16 protein-coding genes are annotated in these 21223 nt (G+C 71.9%); 12 read left to right on the top strand and 4 right to left on the bottom strand.

The window, feature by feature from the left end:
• Nucleotides 1-5 precede the first annotated feature (5 nt).
• Nucleotides 6-644, bottom strand: coding sequence for a ComF family protein (locus ACIO5E_RS31830; RefSeq protein ID WP_280680221.1), 639 nt, complete (start codon nt 642-644; stop codon nt 6-8).
• A 452-nt stretch (nt 645-1096) separates the two neighbouring features.
• Here ACIO5E_RS31830 and hpf point away from each other — a divergent pair, with 452 nt between their 5' ends.
• Both hpf and ACIO5E_RS31820 read left to right on the top strand, forming a co-directional pair.
• On the top strand, nt 1097-1792 hold the full coding sequence (gene hpf / locus ACIO5E_RS31825) for a ribosome hibernation-promoting factor, HPF/YfiA family (protein WP_280680169.1): 696 nt from the start codon (nt 1097-1099) through the stop codon (nt 1790-1792).
• A 204-nt stretch (nt 1793-1996) separates the two neighbouring features.
• Nucleotides 1997-2755, top strand: a complete 759-nt coding sequence (locus ACIO5E_RS31820) for a response regulator transcription factor (protein ID WP_079135841.1) — start codon at nt 1997-1999, stop codon at nt 2753-2755.
• Between the two features lie 51 nt (nt 2756-2806).
• Here the strand turns inward: ACIO5E_RS31820 and ACIO5E_RS31815 are convergent, their stop codons facing one another.
• Together ACIO5E_RS31815 and ACIO5E_RS31810 are read right to left on the bottom strand one after the other, a co-directional pair.
• A complete protein-coding gene (locus tag ACIO5E_RS31815) occupies nt 2807-4012 on the bottom strand; it encodes a winged helix-turn-helix domain-containing protein (protein ID WP_400674526.1) in 1206 nt (401 codons plus the stop codon).
• Nucleotides 4013-4067: 55 nt separating this feature from the next.
• Entirely contained in the window at nt 4068-4646 is a 579-nt protein-coding gene (locus tag ACIO5E_RS31810) for a GNAT family N-acetyltransferase (protein ID WP_400674523.1), read from the bottom strand.
• Nucleotides 4647-4888: 242 nt separating this feature from the next.
• Here ACIO5E_RS31810 and secA point away from each other — a divergent pair, with 242 nt between their 5' ends.
• Entirely contained in the window at nt 4889-7651 is a 2763-nt protein-coding gene (gene secA / locus ACIO5E_RS31805; RefSeq protein ID WP_400674520.1) for a preprotein translocase subunit SecA, read from the top strand.
• A gap of 149 nt (nt 7652-7800) precedes the next feature.
• Here secA and ACIO5E_RS31800 read toward each other — a convergent pair whose 3' ends face one another.
• Complete coding sequence (locus tag ACIO5E_RS31800) at nt 7801-8286, bottom strand: Rv3235 family protein (RefSeq protein WP_400674517.1); 486 nt, start codon at nt 8284-8286, stop codon at nt 7801-7803.
• Between the two features lie 344 nt (nt 8287-8630).
• On the opposite strand from ACIO5E_RS31800, the gene ACIO5E_RS31795 reads away from it, so the two are divergent.
• The 9 genes from ACIO5E_RS31795 to ACIO5E_RS31755 all read left to right on the top strand — a co-directional run bounded on the left by ACIO5E_RS31795 (nt 8631) and on the right by ACIO5E_RS31755 (nt 21190).
• Nucleotides 8631-9755, top strand: a complete 1125-nt coding sequence (locus ACIO5E_RS31795) for a patatin-like phospholipase family protein (protein WP_400674514.1) — start codon at nt 8631-8633, stop codon at nt 9753-9755.
• A gap of 124 nt (nt 9756-9879) precedes the next feature.
• Nucleotides 9880-10389, top strand: coding sequence for a DUF6912 family protein (locus ACIO5E_RS31790; protein ID WP_400674511.1), 510 nt, complete (start codon nt 9880-9882; stop codon nt 10387-10389).
• Nucleotides 10390-10482: 93 nt separating this feature from the next.
• Nucleotides 10483-11142, top strand: a complete 660-nt coding sequence (locus ACIO5E_RS31785) for an HAD family hydrolase (RefSeq protein ID WP_400674509.1) — start codon at nt 10483-10485, stop codon at nt 11140-11142.
• A gap of 166 nt (nt 11143-11308) precedes the next feature.
• Nucleotides 11309-12934, top strand: coding sequence for an L-glutamate gamma-semialdehyde dehydrogenase (pruA, locus tag ACIO5E_RS31780; RefSeq protein ID WP_400674567.1), 1626 nt, complete (start codon nt 11309-11311; stop codon nt 12932-12934).
• A gap of 283 nt (nt 12935-13217) precedes the next feature.
• The gene (locus ACIO5E_RS31775; protein ID WP_400674507.1) at nt 13218-18164 is read left to right on the top strand and encodes an NAD-glutamate dehydrogenase; all 4947 of its coding nucleotides are present in this window, start codon (nt 13218-13220) and stop codon (nt 18162-18164) included.
• 417 nt (nt 18165-18581) lie between these two features.
• On the top strand, nt 18582-19856 hold the full coding sequence (locus tag ACIO5E_RS31770; protein ID WP_400674505.1) for an ATP-binding protein: 1275 nt from the start codon (nt 18582-18584) through the stop codon (nt 19854-19856).
• Nucleotides 19853-20254 (top strand): roadblock/LC7 domain-containing protein, encoded by a 402-nt coding sequence (locus tag ACIO5E_RS31765; protein WP_280680151.1) that lies wholly within the window; start codon nt 19853-19855, stop codon nt 20252-20254. Before ACIO5E_RS31770 ends, ACIO5E_RS31765 begins: the two co-directional genes overlap by 4 nt.
• Nucleotides 20251-20625, top strand: a complete 375-nt coding sequence (locus ACIO5E_RS31760) for a DUF742 domain-containing protein (RefSeq protein WP_280680149.1) — start codon at nt 20251-20253, stop codon at nt 20623-20625. The genes ACIO5E_RS31765 and ACIO5E_RS31760 overlap by 4 nt, the downstream gene beginning before the upstream one ends.
• Nucleotides 20600-21190, top strand: a complete 591-nt coding sequence (locus ACIO5E_RS31755; protein WP_280680147.1) for an ATP/GTP-binding protein — start codon at nt 20600-20602, stop codon at nt 21188-21190. Before ACIO5E_RS31760 ends, ACIO5E_RS31755 begins: the two co-directional genes overlap by 26 nt.
• The last annotated feature ends 33 nt before the right edge of the window (nt 21191-21223 follow it).

The following is a 21223-nucleotide window of genomic DNA, read 5'->3' as shown; positions in this document are numbered from 1 at the left end:
CTGCCTCAGCCGGTCCGGTGCACGGTGGCGGCGACCGTGGCGGCGGCCCGGGCGGGCAGCCCGGCGTCCGCCAGCGCCCGGGCCGCCTCGGCGAGGCTGGCGCCGGTGGTCACCAGGTCGTCCACCAGGACCGGCTGACGCCCCGCCAGGCCGCGCCGGGCGCGCGGCAGCACGGTCAGCGCGCCGTGCAGGTTGCGGCGCCGCTCGGCCGCGCCCAGCCCGGCCTGGTCGACGACCGGGCGGGCGTGCCGCAGCAGCGGCTCCGCCCGGGCGTCCAGGCCGGCCCGGCGCAGCGCGCGGGCGGCGGCCCCGGCCAGCCGCAGCGTCGGGTCGTGGCCGCGGGCGCGGACGGCGGCGCGGGCCGAGGGCATCGGGACCAGCAGCAGCGGCGCGGACCCGGCGCGCGGCCCCAGGGCGGAGCGGACGGCCCGGCCGAGCGCCTCGCCGAGCGGGCCGGCCAGTCGCAGCGCGCCGCGCTCCTTGTGGGCGAGCAGCAACTGCCGGACGGGGTCGGCGTACGGGGCGGCGGCGTGCGCCCAGGGCAGCAGGGTGGGGCCGGGCCGGGCGGCGGCCAGGGCGTGCCGACAGGCCGGGCAGAGCTGGGTCCGTTCGGTGCCGCAGCCGGCGCAGCGGGCGGGGAGCAGGACGTCCAGCAGCCCGGCCAGTGCGTGGCCGAACGGCCCTTGGGCGGACGGCGGACGGACGGGGGTGGGGGAGGGCGGCACGGCTGCTCCTGGCGGCGGCAGGCACGGAGAGTGAGCAAAGGATGCGCCGTACGGGGGGTGTTGTCCAGGTATTTACCCATGCTTCACTCGCAGGAGGGTAGAGAGGGTGGAACAGCTTGACCGCCCTGCCCGCAGTATCGGGTCATACCCGTGGCCTCGCCTGGGGAGGCGAAAAGCCCGTGTGAGGTGTTCGATAAGCCCACAGGGGGTTTCAACCGTCCCTGGTGGGGAGGAAGTGAGGTGAGGGCCAGTCGTTTCCCGCCGCTGGCGGCGGGGGCGGGGGGCCGGCAGTGGATGGGCTGGTCCAGCTGGGTCTCAGTCCGGTCCGGTAGCACCCGGATCGGCGTCAGCACGAGGGATCGGAGTTCTGCGTGGACATCGTCGTCAAGGGCCGCAAGACCGAGGTGCCCAAGAGGTTCCGCGAGCACGTGGCCGAGAAGCTGGAGAAGGTCCAGAAGTTCGACGGCAAGGTGATCAGCCTCGACGTCGAGGTGTCCAAGGAGCACAACCCGCGGCAGGCCGACCGGTCCGAGCGGGTGGAGATCACTCTCCGTACCCGCGGGCCGGTGATCCGGGCCGAAGCCGCCGCCGGCGACCCGTACGCGGCGCTCGACCTGGCCTCGGCGAAGCTCGACGCGCAGCTGCGCAAGTCCGCAGACCGGCGTCGGGTGCACAAGGGCGGCAACGGCGGCCGCACCCCCATCAGCGTCGCCGAGGCGACCGCGGCGCTGGCCGCGCTGCCGGACACGACGGCGCCGGAGGGCGAGACCAACGGGGCCGTCCGCAAGACCATGATGGGATCCCTGGAAGTGGAGGGCGAAGGCCCGCTGGTGGTCCGGGAGAAGACCCACCCGGCCGCCCCGATGGCGCTGGACCAGGCGCTCTACGAGATGGAACTGGTCGGCCACGACTTCTACCTCTTCGTCGAGAAGGACAGCGGCCTGCCGAGCGTCGTCTACCGCCGTCACGGCTACCACTACGGCGTCATCCACCTGCAGACCGACGCGTCGGCCGGCTCGGGTAGTGGTGCGGGCGGGGCGATCGGCGCGAACGACGACGAGGACTGACCGTCCGAGCAGTGTGGGAGAGGTGACCCCGGCGGCCGTGGCTGCCGGGGTCACCGGCGTTTCGGGGCAGGGCGACTCGAACGGGGGTCGAGGGCCGGCCCCAGGGGTCACCCGAAGCAGGCCAATCGGCGCCGGAGCGTGACCTTGCGGGCTGCGGGGCGTGGAATGATTGGCGCACGACGTCCCGCGAAGGGGGAGGAGCGGATGGGGGATCACTTCGGGCTGGGGCCCGCTACGGGGCCGGTCACCGGACTGTCACCAGGACCGGAGGAGGAACCCGCGTACGCGCCGCACCGGGGTGAGCCGATCCGCGTGCTGGTCGTGGACGACCACGCGCTGTTCCGCCGGGGGCTGGAGATCGTGCTCGCGGAGGAGCCGGACATCAAGGTCGTCGGCGAGGCCGGTGATGGTGCCGAGGCCGTGCTGAAGGCCGCCGACCTGCTGCCCGACATCATCCTGATGGACGTCCGGATGCCGCGTCGCAGCGGGATCGAGGCGTGCACCGCGATCAAGGACGTGGCGCCCAGCACCAAGATCATCATGCTGACGATAAGCGACGAGGAGGCCGACCTCTACGAGGCGATCAAGGCGGGGGCCACCGGCTACCTGCTCAAGGAGATCTCCACCGACGAGGTCGCCACCGCGATCCGAGCGGTGGCCGACGGGCAGTCCCAGATCAGTCCGTCGATGGCGTCCAAGCTGCTCACCGAGTTCAAGTCGATGATCCAGCGCCGTTCCGACGACCGGGACCTGGTGCCCGCACCCCGGCTCACCGACCGGGAGTTGGAGGTGCTGAAGCTGGTGGCGACCGGGATGAACAACCGGGAGATCGCCAAGGAGCTGTTCATCAGCGAGAACACCGTGAAGAACCACGTGCGCAACATCCTGGAGAAGCTCCAACTGCACTCCAGGATGGAGGCGGTGGTGTACGCGATGCGCGAGAAGATCCTCGAAATAGGGTGACCGGGGCGGCGCCCGGATTTCAGGGCGTGTCCGCCGGACACGCCCCTAGGGCTAGCCTGCGAGGAGTTTCTCCAGGGCCGGGCGCAGCCGCTCATCGTGCAGGGCTTCGATCCGGACGTCGTCGCAGCCGACCCAGGCGGCCGCCTCGCGCAGGGCCGCCGCGAGCGCCTCGACGTGCCGGGCGGACTCCAGCGAGACCTGACGGGCCACCAGGGTGCGCCCCTCCCGGGCCGGGTCGACCCGGCCCACCAGCCGGCCGCCGGCCAGCAGCGGCATCGCGAAGTAGCCGTGCACCCGCTTGTGCTTGGGCGTGTAGGCCTCCAGCCGGTGCGTCATGCCGAAGATCCGTTCGGTGCGCGCACGGTCCCAGACCAGCGAGTCGAACGGCGAGAGCAGCGTGGTGCGGTGGCGCCCGCGCGGGGCGGTCAGCGCGACCGGGTCGGCCCAGGCCGGGGCCGGGGCGCCGTCCGGGCCCCAGCCGGCCACCTCGACCGGGACGAGTCCGCAGTCCGCGAGCACCGGGTCCAGCTCCTCGGCGCGCAGCCGGTGGTAGTCCAGCAGATCGGTCCGGGTGGCCACGCCGAGCGCGGCTCCGGCCTGGGCGACCAGGGTGCGCACGCACTCCCGGTCGGCCCGGTCCTGCCCGAACAGCGCGTCGGGGATGGCCTGTTCGGCCAGCGCGTAGACGCGCTTCCAGCTCCGGCGCTCGGTGCAGACCACGTCGCCGAAGGCCAGCGCCCGCTCGACCGCGATCTTGGTGTCCGACCAGTCCCACCACTCGGCGGTCTTCTTGGCGCCGCCCAGCTCGGTGGAGGTCAGCGGTCCCTCGGCGCGCAGCTTGTCGAGCACGTGACGGTACGTCTCGGGCGTGACCTGGTGGCCCCAGAGGTGGCCCCGGTCGCGGTAGCGGCGGCGCCGGAACGCGAACAGCGGCCACTCCTCGACCGGCAGGATGCAGGCCGCGTGCGACCAGTACTCGAAGCTCGCGCCCGCGCCCCAGTACGCCGCCTCGACGGCCGGGCGGCCGACCGCGCCGAGCCGGGCGTACGGCACCAGCTCGTGCGAGCGGGCCAGGACCGAGATGGTGTCCAACTGGACGGCGCCCAGGTGGCGCAGCACCCCGCGCACCCCGGCCCGGCGGTCCGGCGCGCCGAGCAGGCCCTGGGCGCGGAGGGCGATCCGGCGGGCTTCGTCGGCGCTCAGGACGGTGGCGGGCGGCGGGCCGGCGGGGGAGCCGGCGGCAGGCAGGGCGGTCATGTCGGCGAGGGTAGTCCGGGGTACCGACAACCGGCCGGGGCGCGGCGCCGAGGGGTCAGGGCCGCAGGTCCGGGAGGTCCGGGAGGTCCGAGGCGATCAGCGAGGCGATCCAGGCGTCGTGGAAGACGCCGCGCTGCTCGGCGTACGCGCGCAGGGTGCCCTCGAAGCGGTAGCCGACCCTCTCGGCCACCGCGCGGGAGCCCTCGTTGCCCACGTAGGCCTGCCACTCCAGGCGGCGCAGGCCGAGCCCGACCAGGCCGTGGCGGGCGACCGCGCGGGCGGCCTCGACCGTGTAGCCGCGGCCGCGGAACTCCTTCGTCGCCCACCAGCCGACCTCGGCGGAGCCCGGGTCGCCGGGGCGCAGCACCAGGCCCTGGGAGCCGACCAGGGCGCCGGAGCGGCGCTCGAACACGCACCAGATCCGGTTCTCGCCGGTGCGCCAGCCGTTCGCGGCGAGGTCGCGGACGAAGTATTCGGCGTCCGCGCGCCGGTACGGGCTCGGGACCACCGTCCAGCGCTGGATCTCCGGGTCCTGGCAGGCGGCGAAGATCGCGTCGACGTCCGATTCCTGCGGGGCCCGCAGGACGAGGCGGTCGGTGGTGAGGGTGACGGGCTCGGTACGGGGCTCTTCCATGGGCGGATTATTCCGGGGGAAGGGGAATTCCGGCATCCGATTATGGAGCCAACTCCTCGGCCGGTTGACCGGTTTGCCCCGGTGGGCGGTGCTATCGGATCAAGTGCTCGTGCGGGTGACACGGGAATACCGTGCTGACGCACCTCCCGGGGCATTGGACTCCTCGCATACGATGGCCCGTGCGGTGGGGTGGACCCCCCGTGCAGTCGTCCAGTGCCAATACAGGCAAGGAGCCCGCTCAAGTGTCCGTCTTCGACAAGATCCTGCGCGCCGGCGAAGGCAAGATCCTTCGCAAGCTGCAGCGGATTGCTGCCCAGGTCAACTCCATCGAAGAGGACTTCGTCAACCTCACCGACGCCGAGCTGCGCGCGTTGACCGACGAGTACAAGCAGCGGCTCGCGGACGGCGAGACCCTGGACGACATCCTCCCCGAGGCCTTCGCCACGGTCCGCGAGGCCGCCAAGCGCGTGCTCGGCCAGCGGCACTACGACGTCCAGCTCATGGGCGGCGCGGCGCTGCACTACGGGTACGTCGCCGAGATGCGCACCGGTGAGGGCAAGACCCTCGTCGGCACCCTGCCCGCGTACCTGAACGCGCTCACCGGCAAGGGCGTCCACCTGATCACCGTGAACGACTACCTCGCCGAGCGCGACTCGGAGTGGATGGGCCGGGTGCACCGCTTCCTCGGCCTCGAAGTCGGCGTGATCCTGGGCAACATGACGCCCGCCGAGCGCAAGCACCAGTACTCGATGGACATCACGTACGGCACGAACAACGAGTTCGGTTTCGACTACCTGCGCGACAACATGGCCTGGTCGAAGGACGAACTCGTCCAGCGCGGCCACAACTTCGCGGTCGTCGACGAGGTCGACTCGATCCTCATCGACGAGGCCCGTACCCCGCTGATCATCTCCGGCCCGGCCGACCAGGCGACCAAGTGGTACGCCGACTTCGCCAAGCTGGTGCTGCGCCTGAAGATCGACCGCGACTACGAGGTCGACGAGAAGAAGCGCACCGTCGGCATCCTGGAGGAGGGCGTCACCCGGGTCGAGGACTACCTCGGGATCGACAACCTGTACGAGTCGGTGAACACCCCGCTGGTCGGCTTCCTGAACAACGCCATCAAGGCGAAGGAGCTGTACAAGGCGGACAAGGACTACGTCGTGATGAACGGCGAGGTCATGATCGTCGACGAGCACACCGGCCGCATCCTGGCCGGCCGCCGCTACAACGAGGGGATGCACCAGGCGATCGAGGCGAAGGAGGGGGTGGAGGTCCAGAACGAGAACCAGACGCTGGCCACCATCACCCTGCAGAACTTCTTCCGCCTGTACGGCAAGCTCGCCGGCATGACCGGTACCGGCACCACCGAGGCCGCCGAGTTCCACCAGATCTACAAGCTCGGCGTGGTGCCGATCCCGACCAACAAGGACCCGCTGCGCATCGACCAGCCCGACCTGATCTACAAGTCGGAGCCGGCCAAGTTCGCCGCCGTGGTCGAGGACATCGCCGAGAAGCACGAGAAGGGCCAGCCGGTGCTGGTCGGCACCGTGTCGGTGGAGAAGTCCGAGTACCTGTCGCAGGAGCTGCGCAAGCGCGGCATCCCGCACGAGGTGCTGAACGCCAAGCACCACGAGCGCGAGGCGCAGATCGTCGCGCAGGCGGGCCGCAAGGGCGCCGTGACCGTCGCCACCAACATGGCCGGCCGCGGTACCGACATCATGCTCGGCGGCAACTCCGACCACCTCGCGGCGGCCGAGCTGGCGCAGCGCGGGCTCACGCCGACCGAGACCCCGGAGGAGTACGAGGCCGCGTTCCCGGCCGCGCTGGAGAAGGCCAAGGCCTCGGTCAAGGCGGAGCAGGACGAGGTCAAGGAGGCCGGCGGCCTCTACGTCCTCGGCACCGAGCGGCACGAGTCCCGCCGGATCGACAACCAGCTGCGCGGCCGCTCCGGCCGTCAGGGCGACCCGGGCGAGTCCCGCTTCTACCTGTCGCTGGGCGACGACCTGATGCGCCTGTTCAAGGCCGGCATGGTCGAGCGCGTGCTGTCGATGGCCAACGTGCCCGAGGACGTGCCGATCGAGTCCAAGATGGTCACCCGGGCGATCGCCTCCGCGCAGACCCAGGTCGAGCAGCAGAACTTCGAGATCCGCAAGAACGTCCTCAAGTACGACGAGGTGCTGAACCGCCAGCGCGAGGTCATCTACGGCGAGCGCCGCCGCGTGCTGGAGGGCGAGGACCTGCAGGAGCAGGTCGGCCACTTCATGGACGACACCGTCGAGGCCTACGTCAGGGCGGCCACCGGCGAGGGCTTCGAGGACGACTGGGACCTGGAGAAGCTCTGGACGGCGCTCAAGCAGCTCTACCCGATCACCCTGGACCTGGAGGAGCTGGAGGAGGAGGCCGGCGGCTCCGCCGGGATGACCTCCGAGTTCCTGATCAAGGTCGTCCAGGAGGACATCCAGGCCCAGTACGGTGCCCGCGAGGACCAGCTCGGCTCCGAGATCATGCGTGAGCTGGAGCGCCGGGTCGTGCTGTCGGTGCTGGACCGTCGCTGGCGCGAGCACCTCTACGAGATGGACTACCTCCAGGAGGGCATCGGCCTGCGGGCCATGGCGCAGCGCGACCCGCTGGTCGAGTACCAGCGCGAGGGCTTCGACATGTTCACCGCGATGATGGAGGGGATCAAGGAGGAGTCCGTCGGCTACCTGTTCAACCTGGAGGTCCAGGTCGAGCAGCAGGTCGAGGAGGTCCCGGTCGAGGACGCCGAGGTGGTGCTCGACAAGCTGGAGAAGGACGCCGCCCGTCCGGAGATCAAGGCCAAGGGCCTGGAGGCCCCGAAGCCGCAGCGGCTGCACTACACGGCCCCCTCGGACGAGGTCGGCGGCGGTGTCATCGAGGGCGACTTCGAGGACCTCGCGCCGGAGGACGAGGGCGACGGGCTGACCCGCGCCGAGCGGCGCAAGGCCGCCAAGTCGGCCAAGGGCCGCCGCCGCAAGGGCTGAGCAGGCCGCAGGACGCCGCACAGGGCGCCGCTCCCGGACGGGGGCGGCGCCCTGTGCCGTCCCGTGCGTCCCGTGCCGCCGCGTGGCCGTGGTGGCCGTCCTGGCGGTGTCGTAGGTCCTGGCTGTGCGGGCCGCGATGGCCGGGCTGGTCATCGGGCCTCCACGGCGGTGCACTGCCACTGCCCGGCCGTCCCGCGCTGCTCCAGCCGGAAGGCCACCATGTGGTGCCGCCGGCCGAGGTCGACCCGGACGCAGGCCTCGACCGCGTCGGGCGAGGGCGACCGGTCGTGGACCGGGCCGAGCCGGGGCCGGTCGGCGACGCCGCCGCGGCGCAGCGCGCCGGCCCGGACCAGGGAGGCGAGCTGCCCGTAGCCGTCCAGACTGGTGTGCCGCATCAGCTGGCCGGAGGGCCGGGCGCCGGTGAGCACCTCGACCAGCTGGTGGGCGAAGCGGGAGGCCAGCGCCCGGGGGTCGTGGCCGCCCGCGTCCGTACAGGTGGCACGGGGGTGGCGCGGTCGGCGTCCGGCCGGGTGTCGGCCTGCCGGGTGGTGGGCGACCTGGTGGTGGGCGACCGGGTGCTGGCCGGCGGCGGTGCGCGGCCGACGGTGCGGGCGGGCGGTGAGCGGTGCGGTCACGGTGGGCTCCTCGGCGGGGTGGTGCGGGTACGGACGGGTCCTTGCTAGCGGTGCTCCGCGCGGTGCGGCAAGGGCTTTTGCGGGTGCCCCCGGACCGGCTGGCAAGTTCACCTATCCGGGTGAACAGGTCAGTGCGGTGACGGGTCCGCCGCGCCACCGCACGGCGCCCGGTTGACGTGCGCGGACGGGTCGTACGGTCCGAAAGAGGACGGTCCGATGCGCCGGACCGGGGGTCCTGCGGCGCCGCCCCCGTTGCGTAGCCCGGCCGTCCGCGCGCACCATCGGATCCTGATCGGGAACTGCGGGGAGCGGGCCAGCCGCCCCCACCACGACGGGCGGCCGCCATGACGACACGGGTAGCTGCGGTGCCGGCCCCGGCGGCCGCGGGCACCGCCCCGCCCGCCGGGGAGGCGCCGCGGCGCGGGCTGGTGCTGGGCGGCGGCGGGATGCTCGGCGCGGCCTGGACGGTCGGCGCGCTGTGCGCCGTCGAGGAGGCCACCGGCTGGCGGCCGGGCGGCGCCGACGTGCTGCTCGGCACCTCGGCGGGCTCGATCCTCGGCGCGATGCTGACCGGCGGGGTCCGCGTCGAGCAGCTGCGCGACCACCAGCGCGGCCTGCCGATCACCGACGGCCCGCTGGTCGGAGTGGCCTTCGACTACGACACGGCCGCCGGCGGCGCGTTGCCGTCCCGACCCCGGGCCGGCATCGGCTCGCCCGGCCTGCTGCGGGACGCCGTCCGGCACCCGCGCGAGTACCCGCTGCTGACCATGGTGTCGGCGATGGCGCCGCACGGCCGGGGTTCGCTGGCCCCGATCGGCGAGCTGGTGCGCGGCCTGCTCGGCCCGGGCGGTTGGCCGCTCCCGGACGCGGACGGTGGCGCCGGGGCCGCGGCGCTGCGGGTGGCGGCGGTGGACTACCGCAACGGCCACCGGGTGGTCTTCGGCGACCCGGACGCCCCGGCGGTCGCGGTCGCCGACGCGGTGATGGCCTCCTGCGCGATCCCGGGCTGGTTCGCCCCGGTACGGCTGAACGGCTCGGCGTACGTGGACGGCGGCTGCTGGTCCGCCACCAACGCCGACCTGCTGCTCGGCCGCGGTCTGGACGAGGTGTACGTGCTCGCCCCGATGGCCCTGCGGCTGCGCCCGCGCGCCGACCGTACCGACGGGGCCGGCGGCACCGGCGGCACCGCCCGCGGCACCCTGGCCGGGCTGCGCGAGTGGCGCGCCGACCGGGACCGCCCACGCGGCGTCCTGGCCCAGCTGGTCAGCCGCTACCGCCGCGCCGTCACCCGGCAGCTGCTGCGCGAGGCCGCGCTGCTGCGGGCCGAGGGCGTCCGGGTGCGGCTGCTCGCGCCGACGCCGGCCGACCTCGCCGTGATGGGCCCGAACATGATGGACCCGGCCCGCCGCGACACGGTGCTGGAGAGCGCCCTGCAGAGCAGCCGGGAGGCCCTGCGGGCCGCCCGATGAGTAAGACCGCCCGAGGTGATCACGCCCGGCCCGGCGGCGCTTATTCTGGGGGCGCTGGAAGCTGAGCCGCTGGACAAACCCCCGCAGGACGAACCCCTGCAGGACGAACCGGAGAGTGCCACCGATGCGCGTGTACGTGCCCACCACCCTGAACGGCCTGGCGGCGGCGCACCCGGGTGGTGCCCTGGAGCAGTCCGCGGCCTATGCCGTGACGCCCGCACTGCGCGAGTGGTACGTCAGTGACGACCTGGAGGAGCTGGAGTACGCGGCGCTGAACCGGGCCGCGCAGTCCTCCCTGCGGCTGCTGGCCGCCGACCCGGACGCCCCGCGCCGCCGGGTCGTGGTGGCCCTGGACGTGGCCGACTCCGCCGTCCGGCCGTTCCCCGGCGACGAGTACCAGGACCAGGCCTCGCTCGGCCGCGTGGTGCTGGCCGGCCCGGTGCGGCTCGCCAAGGCCGCGGCGGTGCACGCGGACGTCGCCGACGGCGAGGTGGTCGAGGACGTCGCGGCGGCGGTGGCGGCGGTGGCCGCGGCCGACGCGGGTGACCAGGACGCCCAGTTCACCGTGGACGGCGCCGAGGACCACGACCTGCTCTGGTTCGCCACCCAGGAGATCCCCGGCCTGCTGGCTTGACCGCTTGACCGCCTGACCACCGGGCAGTGGGCGAGGCGGGCGCGTGAGCCCCGTCCTACCGGTGTGTCGGTGGTCGGGTCTACCGTTCCCCGCGTGCGTACTCACATCGTTTGGGACTGGAACGGCACGCTCTTCCACGACATGGAGGCGGTGCTCGGCGCGAGCAACGCCGCGTTCGCGACCATCGGCGTCGGGCCGATGACCATGCAGGAATACCGCGAGCAGTACGAGATCCCGATCCCCCGGTTCTACCGGCGGCTGCTCGGCAGGTCGCCGTCCGAGGAGGAGTGGCTGCGGCTGGACGACGCCTTCCACGACCGCTACCGCGAGCTGAGCCCGGCCTGCGGGCTGACGGACGGCGCGCGCGAACTGCTGGACGGCTGGCGGGAGGCCGGGCACAGCCAGTCGCTGCTGTCGATGTACGAGCACGAGAAGCTGCTGCCGCTGGTCGACACCTTCGGCCTGACCGGCAGCTTCCTGCGGGTGGACGGCCGCAGCGGCCCGTCCGGCGGCCAGAAGGCGGAGCACCTGACCCGGCACCTGGCCGCGCTCGGCGAGCGGGTGGACCCGGCCCGGACGGTGCTGATCGGCGACGCCGCGGACGACGCCCTGGCGGCGCTGAGCGCGGGCGCGCACGCGGTGCTCTACACCGGCGGCTCGCACACCCGGGAGAAGCTGGAGCCGCTCGGCGTGCCGGTGGTGGACAGCCTGTCCGAGGCGGTCGAGCTGGCCGGGCGGCTGGGGCGGCCCTGATCGGCCCCGGTGGGCGTGGCGGGCGCCACGTCCGCCGTCCGCGTGTCTGAACGGGCGGATCGCGCCGTCGCTGGTCAGGCTGGACTAGGGCTTGTCCTGGGGCCTGTCGGGTGGATCAGGACGGGCCCTGCCACCGAGCAGCCAGCAGGACGGAGCCGCCATGCCGATCGACGCAGTCACCGAGGTGCCCCACCCGGCCAACGAACCGGTGCAGGGGTACGCGCCCGGCAGTCCGGAGCGGGACCGGCTGGTCCGGCGGCTGGACGAGCTGGCGGCCGAGCAGATCCCGCTGCCGATGACCATCGGCGGCGAGCAGCGGTTCGGCGGCGGTGAGCGGATCGAGGTCGTCCAGCCGCACCACCACGCCGCCAAGCTGGGGGTGCTCGGCAACGCCACCCGGGAGGACGCCCGCGCGGCGGTGGACTCGGCGCTCGCCGCGGGCCGGCAGTGGCGGTCGCTGTCCTTCGACGACCGGGCGGCGGTCTTCCTGCGCGCCGCCGACCTGCTGGCCGGGCCCTGGCGGGAGACCCTCAACGCGGCCACCATGCTGGGCCAGTCCAAGACCGCGCAGCAGGCCGAGATCGACTCCGCCTGCGAGCTGATCGACTTCTGGCGGTTCAACGTCCACTTCGCCCGGCAGATCCTGGCCGAGCAGCCGATCTCCTCGCCGGGCGTCTGGAACCGGGTGGACCACCGCCCGCTGGAAGGTTTCGTCTACGCGGTCACGCCGTTCAACTTCACCGCGATCGCCGGCAACCTGCCCACCGCGCCCGCGCTGATGGGCAACACCGTGGTCTGGAAGCCCGCGCCGACCCAGACCCTGGCCGCGCACCACCTGATGCGGCTGCTGGAGGCGGCTGGCCTGCCGCCCGGGGTGGTCAACCTGGTCACCGGCGACGGCCTCCAGCTCTCCGCGGTCGCCCTCGCCGACCCGGCGCTCGCCGGGCTGCACTTCACCGGCTCCACCGCCACCTTCCAGTCGCTCTGGCAGACCGTCGGCGCCAACATCGGCGGGTACCGGACGTACCCGCGGATCGTCGGCGAGACCGGCGGCAAGGACTTCCTGCTGGCCCACCGCTCGGCAGACCCGGCGATCCTGAAGACGGCGCTGATCCGCGGCGCGTTCGAGTACCAGGGTCAGAAGTGCTCGGCGCTCTCCCGCGCCTACCTGCCCCGCAGCCTCTGGCAGAAGATCAAGGACGAGCTGCTGGCCGAGGTGGACGCGCTCACGGTGGGCGACGTCACGGACCTCTCCAACTTCATGGGCGCCCTGATCGACCGGCGCGCCTTCGAGAAGAACCGGGACGCCATCGAGCGGGCCAAGGCCGATCCGACGATCGAGCTGGCGGCGGGCGGCCAGTACGACGACGCGATCGGCTGGTTCGTCCGGCCGACCGTGCTGGTCTCCTCCGACTACCGCAACGAGATCTTCCGGACGGAGTACTTCGGTCCGATCCTGGCCGTCCACGTCTACGAGGACGCCCGCTGGGAGGACGTGCTGCGCCGGGTCGACTCCGGTGCGCCGTACGGCCTGACCGGTTCGGTGATCGCGCAGGATCGTTACGCCATCGCCCAGGCGGTCGAGGAGCTGCGCTTCACCGCGGGGAACTTCTACATCAACGACAAGCCGACCGGCGCGGTCGTCGGCCAGCAGCCCTTCGGGGGCGGCCGGGCCTCCGGGACCAACGACAAGGCGGGCTCCGCCCAGAACCTCCTGCGCTGGACCTCGGCCCGCGCGATCAAGGAGACCTTCGTGCCGTCGATCCACCACGGTTACCCGCACATGGGCTGAGAGTGAACCTGACGCTCCGGTTTGGACATGGTGTCCAGGACGGACCGATCATCCTGCGGGTTTGCGCCTCCCTGTCCCTGTCCACCTTCGATTGATCCGGTTAGGCTGGCTGGCGTCGTCGGGTGGCTCCGCAGGACGAATCGTCCTACCCACTGCGAAGGAATTTCATGCGCGCCATGAAGCCTTTTCAGTCGGAAGGTGCGGCAGGATTGCGAGTGACCCGTCGGTGTTCATCCACACACCACCGAGTCACGCAACGGCGCGCGACAGGAGCCAAGAAGTCATGCAGACCAAGCTGGACGCAGCCAAGGCCGAACTGCTCAAGAAGGCAGCCGCAGCCGCTGAGAACAGCCAGGTGGGGGGAGCGGCGCCGGGGGAAGGCCTGAGCAACGGCGCTCTGACCGCGTACCTGCACCACTACTACCTCCACACCGCGCCCGAGGACCTGGTCGACCGCGACCCGGTCGACGTGTACGGCGCCGCAGCCTCCCACTACCGGCTGGGCCTCAAGCGCCCGCAGGGCACCGCCGAGGTGCGGGTGTACACCCCCTCGGTGGAGGAGAACGGCTGGTCCTGCGGCCACACCGTGGTCGAGGTCGTCACCGACGACATGCCCTTCCTGGTCGACTCCGTCACCAACGAGCTGTCCCGCCAGGACCGCGCGATCCACATCGTGATCCACCCCCAGCTGCTCGTCCGCCGTGACATCACCGGCAAGCTGCTGGAGATCCTGGACGTCGACGCCTGCTCCCGCAGCCAGGCCGCCGGTGCCGAGTGGCCCGCCGACGCGACCGTCGAGTCGTGGATGCACATCGAGATCGACCGCGAGACCGACCGCGAGGACCTGCGCGGCATCGAGACCGACCTGCGCCGGGTGCTCGGCGACGTCCGCGAGGTCGTCGAGGACTGGGGCAAGATGCGCGAGAGCGCGCTGCGCCTGGCCGACGAGCTGGCCGAGGAGCCCCCGGCGGGCCTGCCCGAGCAGGAGGTCGGCGAGGCCTGGGAGCTGATGCGCTGGCTCGCCGACAACCACTTCACCTTCCTCGGCTACCGCGAGTACGACCTGGTCGAGCACGAGGGCGAGGAGGTCCTGAAGGCCGTCGCCGGGACCGGCCTGGGCATCCTGCGCTCCGACCCGCGCGGCCACGACGACCACCACCACGCGGTCAGCGAGGCCTTCGGCCGGCTCTCCGCGCCGGTCCGCGCCAAGGCCCACGAGAAGAAGCTGCTCGTCCTGACCAAGGCCAACAGCCGCTCCACCGTGCACCGTCCGGCCTACCTGGACTACGTCGGCGTCAAGAAGTTCAACGCCGCCGGCGAGCCGACCGGCGAGCGCCGCTTCCTGGGCCTGTTCTCCTCCGCCGCGTACACCGAGTCGGTCACCCGGATCCCGGTCGTGCGCCGCAAGGTCCAGGAGGTGCTGGACGGCTCCGGCTTCTCCAGCGAGAGCCACGACGGCCGCGACCTGCTGCAGATCATGGAGACCTTCCCGCGGGACGAGATGTTCCAGACCGCGGCCGCCGACCTGATCTCCATCGCCACCAGCGTGCTCTACCTGCAGGAGCGCCGTAAGCTGCGGCTCTTCCTGCGCCAGGACGAGTACGGGCGCTACTTCTCCGCGTTCATCTACCTGCCGCGCGACCGCTACACCACCCGGATCCGGCTGCTGCTCACCGACATCCTCAAGGAGGAGCTGAACGGCGCCACCATCGACTACACGGTGTACGCCACCGAGTCGGTGCTGACCCGTCTGCACTTCGTCGTCCGGGTCGCCCCCGGCACCGCGCTGCCGCGACTCACCGACTCCGACATCGAGCGGATCGAGAACCGCCTGGCCGAGGCCGCCCGGTTCTGGATGGACGGCTTCCACGACCAGCTGCACATCGAGCTGGGCGAGGAGAAGTCCGCCGAGCTCGGCCACAAGTACGCCAACGCCTTCCCCGACGGCTACCGCGCCGACTTCCCGCCGCGCACCGCCGTCTCCGACATCAAGCAGATCGAGTCGCTGCACGGCGAGGGCGACTTCCGCCTCAACCTGTACCAGCCGGTCGGCGCCGGGGACGACGAGCGCCGCTTCAAGATCTACCGGGTCGGCGGCCCGATCTCGCTCACCGAGGTCCTGCCGGTGCTCCAGCGCCTGGGCGTCGAGGTGCTCGACGAGCACCCGTACGCGCTGCGCCGCTCCGACGGCACCACCGCGTGGGTGTACGACTTCGGCCTGAAGCTGCGCGAGGCCACCGAGCTCACCGACGAGGCCCGCGAGCGCTTCCAGGAGACCTTCGCCGCCACCTGGACCGGCAAGGCCGAGAACGACCGCTTCAACGAGCTGATCCTCACCGCCGGGCTGACCTGGCGGCAGGCGATGATGCTGCGCGCGTACGCCAAGTACCTGCGCCAGGCGGGCTCCACGTTCTCCCAGGACTACATGGAGGACGCGCTCCGCAACAACACCCACACCACCCGCCTGCTGGTCAACCTGTTCGAGGCCCGGCTGAGCCCGAGCCACCGTTCGGGCGCCCTGGAGCTGACCGAGGGCATCCTGGAGGAGCTGGCCGGCGCGCTCGACGAGGTCGTGTCGCTGGACGAGGACCGCATCCTGCGCTCCTTCCTGCACCTCATCAAGGCCACCCTGCGGACCAACTTCTTCCAGCACGACGGCACCGGTGCGTGGCACTCCTACGTGTCGATGAAGTTCGACCCGAAGGCCATCCCGGACCTGCCGGCCCCGCGCCCCGCGTTCGAGATCTGGGTCTACTCGCCGCAGGTCGAGGGCGTGCACCTGCGCTTCGGCAAGGTCGCCCGCGGCGGTCTGCGCTGGTCCGACCGGCGTGAGGACTTCCGCACCGAGATCCTCGGCCTGGTCAAGGCCCAGATGGTCAAGAACACCGTCATCGTGCCGGTCGGCGCCAAGGGCGGATTCGTCGCCAAGCAGCTGCCGGACCCGTCGGTCGACCGGGACGCCTGGCTGGCCGAGGGCGTCTCCTCGTACAAGACGTTCATCTCCGCGCTGCTCGACATCACCGACAACCTGGTCGGCGGCGAGGTCGTGCACCCGGCCGACGTGGTCCGCCACGACGCGGACGACACCTACCTCGTCGTCGCCGCGGACAAGGGCACCGCGACCTTCTCGGACATCGCCAACGGCGTCGCCGAGTCGTACGGCTTCTGGCTGGGCGACGCGTTCGCCTCGGGCGGCTCGGCCGGCTACGACCACAAGGGCATGGGCATCACCGCCCGCGGCGCCTGGGAGTCGGTCAAGCGCAACTTCCGCGAGCTGGGCCACGACACCCAGACCGAGGACTTCACGGTCGTCGGCATCGGCGACATGTCCGGCGACGTGTTCGGCAACGGCATGCTGCTCAGCGAGCACATCCGCCTGGTCGCGGCCTTCGACCACCGCCACATCTTCCTCGACCCGAACCCGGACGCCGCCGCCTCCTACGCCGAGCGCCGCCGGCTCTTCGAGCTGCCCCGCAGCTCCTGGGACGACTACGACAAGTCGCTGATCTCGGCCGGCGGCGGTGTCTTCCCGCGCACCGCCAAGTCGATCCAGCTCAGCGCGCAGGTCCGGGCCGCCCTCGGCGTCCAGGACACCCGGCTCACCCCGGCCGAGCTGATGAAGGCGATCCTGCAGGCGCCGGTCGACCTGTTCTGGAACGGCGGCATCGGCACCTACGTCAAGGCCTCCGCCGAGACCAACGCCGAGGTCGGCGACAAGGCCAACGACGCCATCCGCGTCAACGGCGACCAGGTCCGGGCCCGGGTCATCGGCGAGGGCGGCAACCTCGGTTGCACCCAGCTCGGCCGCATCGAGTACGCGGCGGTCGGCGGCCCCGAGAGCACCGGCGGCTGGATCAACACCGACGCCATCGACAACTCGGCCGGCGTGGACACCTCGGACCACGAGGTCAACATCAAGATCCTGCTCAACCAGGTCGTCGCCGAGGGCGACATGACGGTCAAGCAGCGCAACGTCCTGCTCGCCGAGATGACCGACGAGGTCGGCCACCTGGTGCTGCGCAACAACTACGCGCAGAACGTGGTGCTGGCCAACGCCGTCGCCCAGGCGCACAGCATGGTCAACGTCCACTCCCGGATGATCAACCGGCTGGAGTCGGCCGGCCAGCTCGACCGGGGGCTGGAGTTCCTGCCCACCGAGCGCCAGATCCGCGAGCGCCAGCAGAACGGCCGCGGCCTGTCGCAGCCGGAGATGTCCGTCCTGCTCGCGTACACCAAGATCACGCTGGCCGACGAGCTGCTCGCCACCTCGCTGCCCGACGACCCGTTCTTCCGCACCGCGCTGCACGAGTACTTCCCGAGCGCGCTGCGGGCCCGGTTCGCCGCCGCGATCGACAACCACGCGCTGCGCCGCGAGATCATCACCACCCTGATCGTCAACGACACGATCAACCGCGGCGGTTGCACCTTCGCCTTCCGGCTGAAGGAGGAGACCGGCGCGACCTACGAGGAGATCGCCCGGACCCACACCGCCGCCCGGGCCGTGTTCGGCCTGGAGGAGATCTGGGCCGAGATCGAGGGCCTGGACAACCAGGTCCCGGCCCGGGTCCAGACCAAGATGCGGCTGCACTCGCGGCGCCTGGTCGAGCGCGCCACCCGGTGGATGCTCAACAACCGCCGCCAGCCGCTCGACATCGCCGCCACCATCGAGTTCTTCCACGACCGGGTCAACCAGGTCTGGGGCTCGCTGCCCAAGCCGCTGCGCGGCGACGACCTGGTCTGGTACGAGTCCGTCTACAACGAACTCGCCTCGGCCGGGGTGCCGGAGGAGCTGGCCACCCGGATCGCCGGCCTCTCCTCGACCTTCCCGACCCTGGACATCAGCGAGGTCGCGGACCGCGCCGACAAGGACGTCGCGGACGTCGCCGAGCTCTACTACGACCTCGCCGACCGCCTCCAGATCACCCACCTGCTCGACCGCATCATCGAGCTGCCCCGCACCGACCGCTGGTCGTCGATGGCCCGGGCCGCGATCCGCGAGGACCTCTTCGCGGCGCACGCGGCGCTGACCGCCGACATCCTCGCCTGCGGCCCCGACGGCGCCACCCCGGAGGAGCGCTACACCGCCTGGGCGGACCTCAACGCGACCCTCCTGAACCGCGCCAAGAGCACCCTCGACGACATAAGGGGTTCGGACAACTACGAGCTGTCCAGCCTCTCGGTCGCGATGCGGGTCATCCGCACCCTCCTGCGCACCGGTTCGATGCGCTGACGGACGGCTCCTTCCCGGCGGGCCCGCGTCCTCTCGGACGCGGGCCCGCCGTTTTGCGTGGGCGGGCCCGCGGGCGGCGGATTCCGGAGGGTGACGGGGGAATCACTCTGCGCGCGAACCGGAGGTGGCCGGAGTGTGCCCCTGCGGTTGACGCGACATCACGAACTCCGCCGATGCTCGCCGGAGTTCCCGGCGGGGCGTGGAATTTCGCCCCAACTGCCCTTTTTGGTGGCTGTTCTGACCTGGCATGAGTTGCAGTAGGCTGACCCCGCGATAGGCGTCGCCGCAGGTCTCGTGCCGGAAAGCACCTCGATGTGATGTGACATCAGGTGGCTTTCGGGGAGGCGCGGGCCGCCAGTCCCATTCGCGTATCGGGGCCCGGAGCGGCTCCACGCGATGCCACCTGAAGAGAGTTTCATGACGTCATTTGTGCAGGAACCCTTTTTCTGGGTCTTCATCGTGGTGATGCTCGCAGCCGTCGGAGCGGCCCTCCAAGCCCGCAGGACGAACCTCGCCCTGCGGCGGAGAAACGTTTCCCTGGAGGAGGCGAGCGCCCTGGCGCAGCGGCAGCACGACGAACTCGTCGCGCTGCGCGACCGCATGCAGGGCCAGCACGCGTCCGAGCTGGCGGACGTCCGCCGGGACGCCGAGGAGGACACCAAGGCCGTCCTCAAGGCGGCGATGCGGACGCTGCAGGGCCTGGCCGACGAGCAGCAGGTCGTCATCGACAAGGTGCAGCGGAAGTACGGCGACAGCCCGCAGATCCTGGCCGACCTGATGACGATCGACCACTCGAACAGCCAGTTCGGCCGGCGCGCCCAGGGCATCGCGGTGCTCTGCGGCGGCTGGCTGGGCCGGCGCGAGAGCGTGGCCTCGGTCTACGACGTGGTCCGCAGCGCCCAGGGCCGGATCCGGCACTTCGACCGGGTGCGGATCCACTCCCGGGTCAGCGTCTCGCTCGCCAGCAAGGTCGTCGAGCCGGTCGCCGTCGTGCTGTCCGAGTTGCTCGCCAACGCGACCAACTACTCCGCCCCGGACACCCCGGTGGAGGTCAGCGTCCAGGCCGTTCCCACCGGCGTCTGCCTGATCATCGACGACGCCGGCCTCGGCATGGGCCAGGAGGAGAAGGACCGCGCGGCGGTGCTCCTGAACCCGGGTGCGCCGATCAGCCTCACCAGCCTGGGCAACCCGCCGAAGTTCGGCTTCGCCGTCTCCGGCATGCTGGCCGCCCGCTACGGCTTCCGGGTCTCCGTCGACTCGGTCTCCCCGTACGGGGGCGTGCGGGCCGTGGTGCTGCTGCCGGCCGAGCTGCTCAGCAGCGAGGTCGCGGCCCCGGTCGCCGCCGAACAGGGCGACTACCAGGGCGACTACCAGGCCGCGCCGGCGGAGCAGCCCGCGCCGGCCTGGACGCCGGCCTCCGGTCAGCGGCTCGTGTCGCTGCCCGAACCGGCGGCGCCCCTGGCCCCGGTGCCGGCGACGATGGCGGAGCCGGAGACGACCGCGGACGGGCTGCTGCCCCGGCGCCGTCGCCAGCGCCCCGTGTCGGTCGTCCCCTCCCCGCAGGACCCCGGTCGGGCCGAGGAGCCGGTGCGGAGCACCGGCCAGCACACGCCGTCCCGCCTCGGCGCGTTCCAGCGCGGCACGCTGTCCGGGCGTAACACCATGACCACGGAAGGAACCGAGATCCAGTGAGCCGTGATCTTTCCTGGGTGCTCAACGACGTACTCCAGGTACCCGGCGCCCGGCACGCCATCCTCGTCTCCGCCGACGGCCTCCTGCTCGAAAGGTGCAGCGAGATAGGCCGCGACGAGGCGGAGACCAACGCCGCCGCGATGAGCTCGATGCAGTCGCTGAGCCGCGCGGTCGCCCCGTTCGTCGGCGGAGGCGGCGGGGCCTGGCGCCAGACCCTCCTGGAGTACGACCACGGCTGGATCTTCCTGATCGCGGCCGGCAGCGGTGCGTACCTGGCGGCCTCCGCCGCCCCCGACGTCGACATGGAGGCGATGTCCTTCCGGATGCAGCAGCAGGTGGGCGCACTCGGACGGGCGATGTCGGCGGCGCCGCGCCAGAGCACGCTCAGCGGCTCATGACGGTCGGCGGCGAGGAACAGCGGGTCACCGGCGGGTTCATCCGCTCCTACGTCATCACCGGCGGGCGCGAGTTGCCGAGTGCGGACGACCTGTCTCTGATCACCTTGGTCACCGTCGGACCCGAGCAGGGCCTCCCCGCCCTGCCCAGCCCGGAGACCCGGGCGATCTGGGAGCTGTGCTCCGGCGGCTACCTCTCGGTGGCCGAGGTCGCGGCCCGGCTGGAGCTGCCGGTGGGGGTCGTGAGGCTGCTGCTGACGGACCTGATCCGGGAGGGACGGCTGCTGCGCCGGTCGGCCCCGCCTCCGGCCCAGGTCCCGGATCCGAGACTTCTAGAGAAGGTACTGCATGGACTTCAACGCCGGTTCGCCTGAGGACATCTACGTCCCGGGCGCGGTGACGACCGCTGTCAAGATCCTGGTCGTGGGGCACTTCGCGGTCGGCAAGACCACGCTCATCGGGGCCCTGTCGGAGATCGCCCCGCTGAGCACCGAGGAGAGCATGACGCAGGCGTCCACCCGCGTCGACGACCTCCGCGGCGTACCGGACAAGAAGACCACGACCGTCGCCCTGGACTTCGGCCGGCTGACGCTCGGCGACGACCTGGTGCTGTACCTGTTCGGCACGCCGGGGCAGCAGCGGTTCATGCAGCTCTGGGAGGACATGGCGCGGGGAGCGCTGGGAGCGCTGCTGCTGGCCGACCCGACCCGTCTCGCGGACACCTTCCCGGTCATCGACCTGATCGAGCGGTACGGCCTGGAGTACGCCGTGGCGGTCAACAGCTTCGACCGGCAGAGCGAGTACACCGAGGAGCAGCTGCGTGAGGCGCTCGACCTGCTGCCGCACACGCCGGTGGTGTTCTGCGACGCGCGGGACCAGCGCTCCTCGGCCAACGCCCTGCTGACGCTCGTCCGGCACCTGCTCGACCGCGCCTCCTGATCTCCCCCCCACGCCTCCCCCCGCTCACGTCTC

Source organism: Kitasatospora sp. NPDC087314, assembly GCF_044744365.1.
Classification (GTDB): Bacteria; Actinomycetota; Actinomycetes; order Streptomycetales; family Streptomycetaceae; genus Kitasatospora.
Note: the sequence above shows the minus strand (reverse complement) of the source record. Positions and strands in the feature narration are given on the sequence as shown.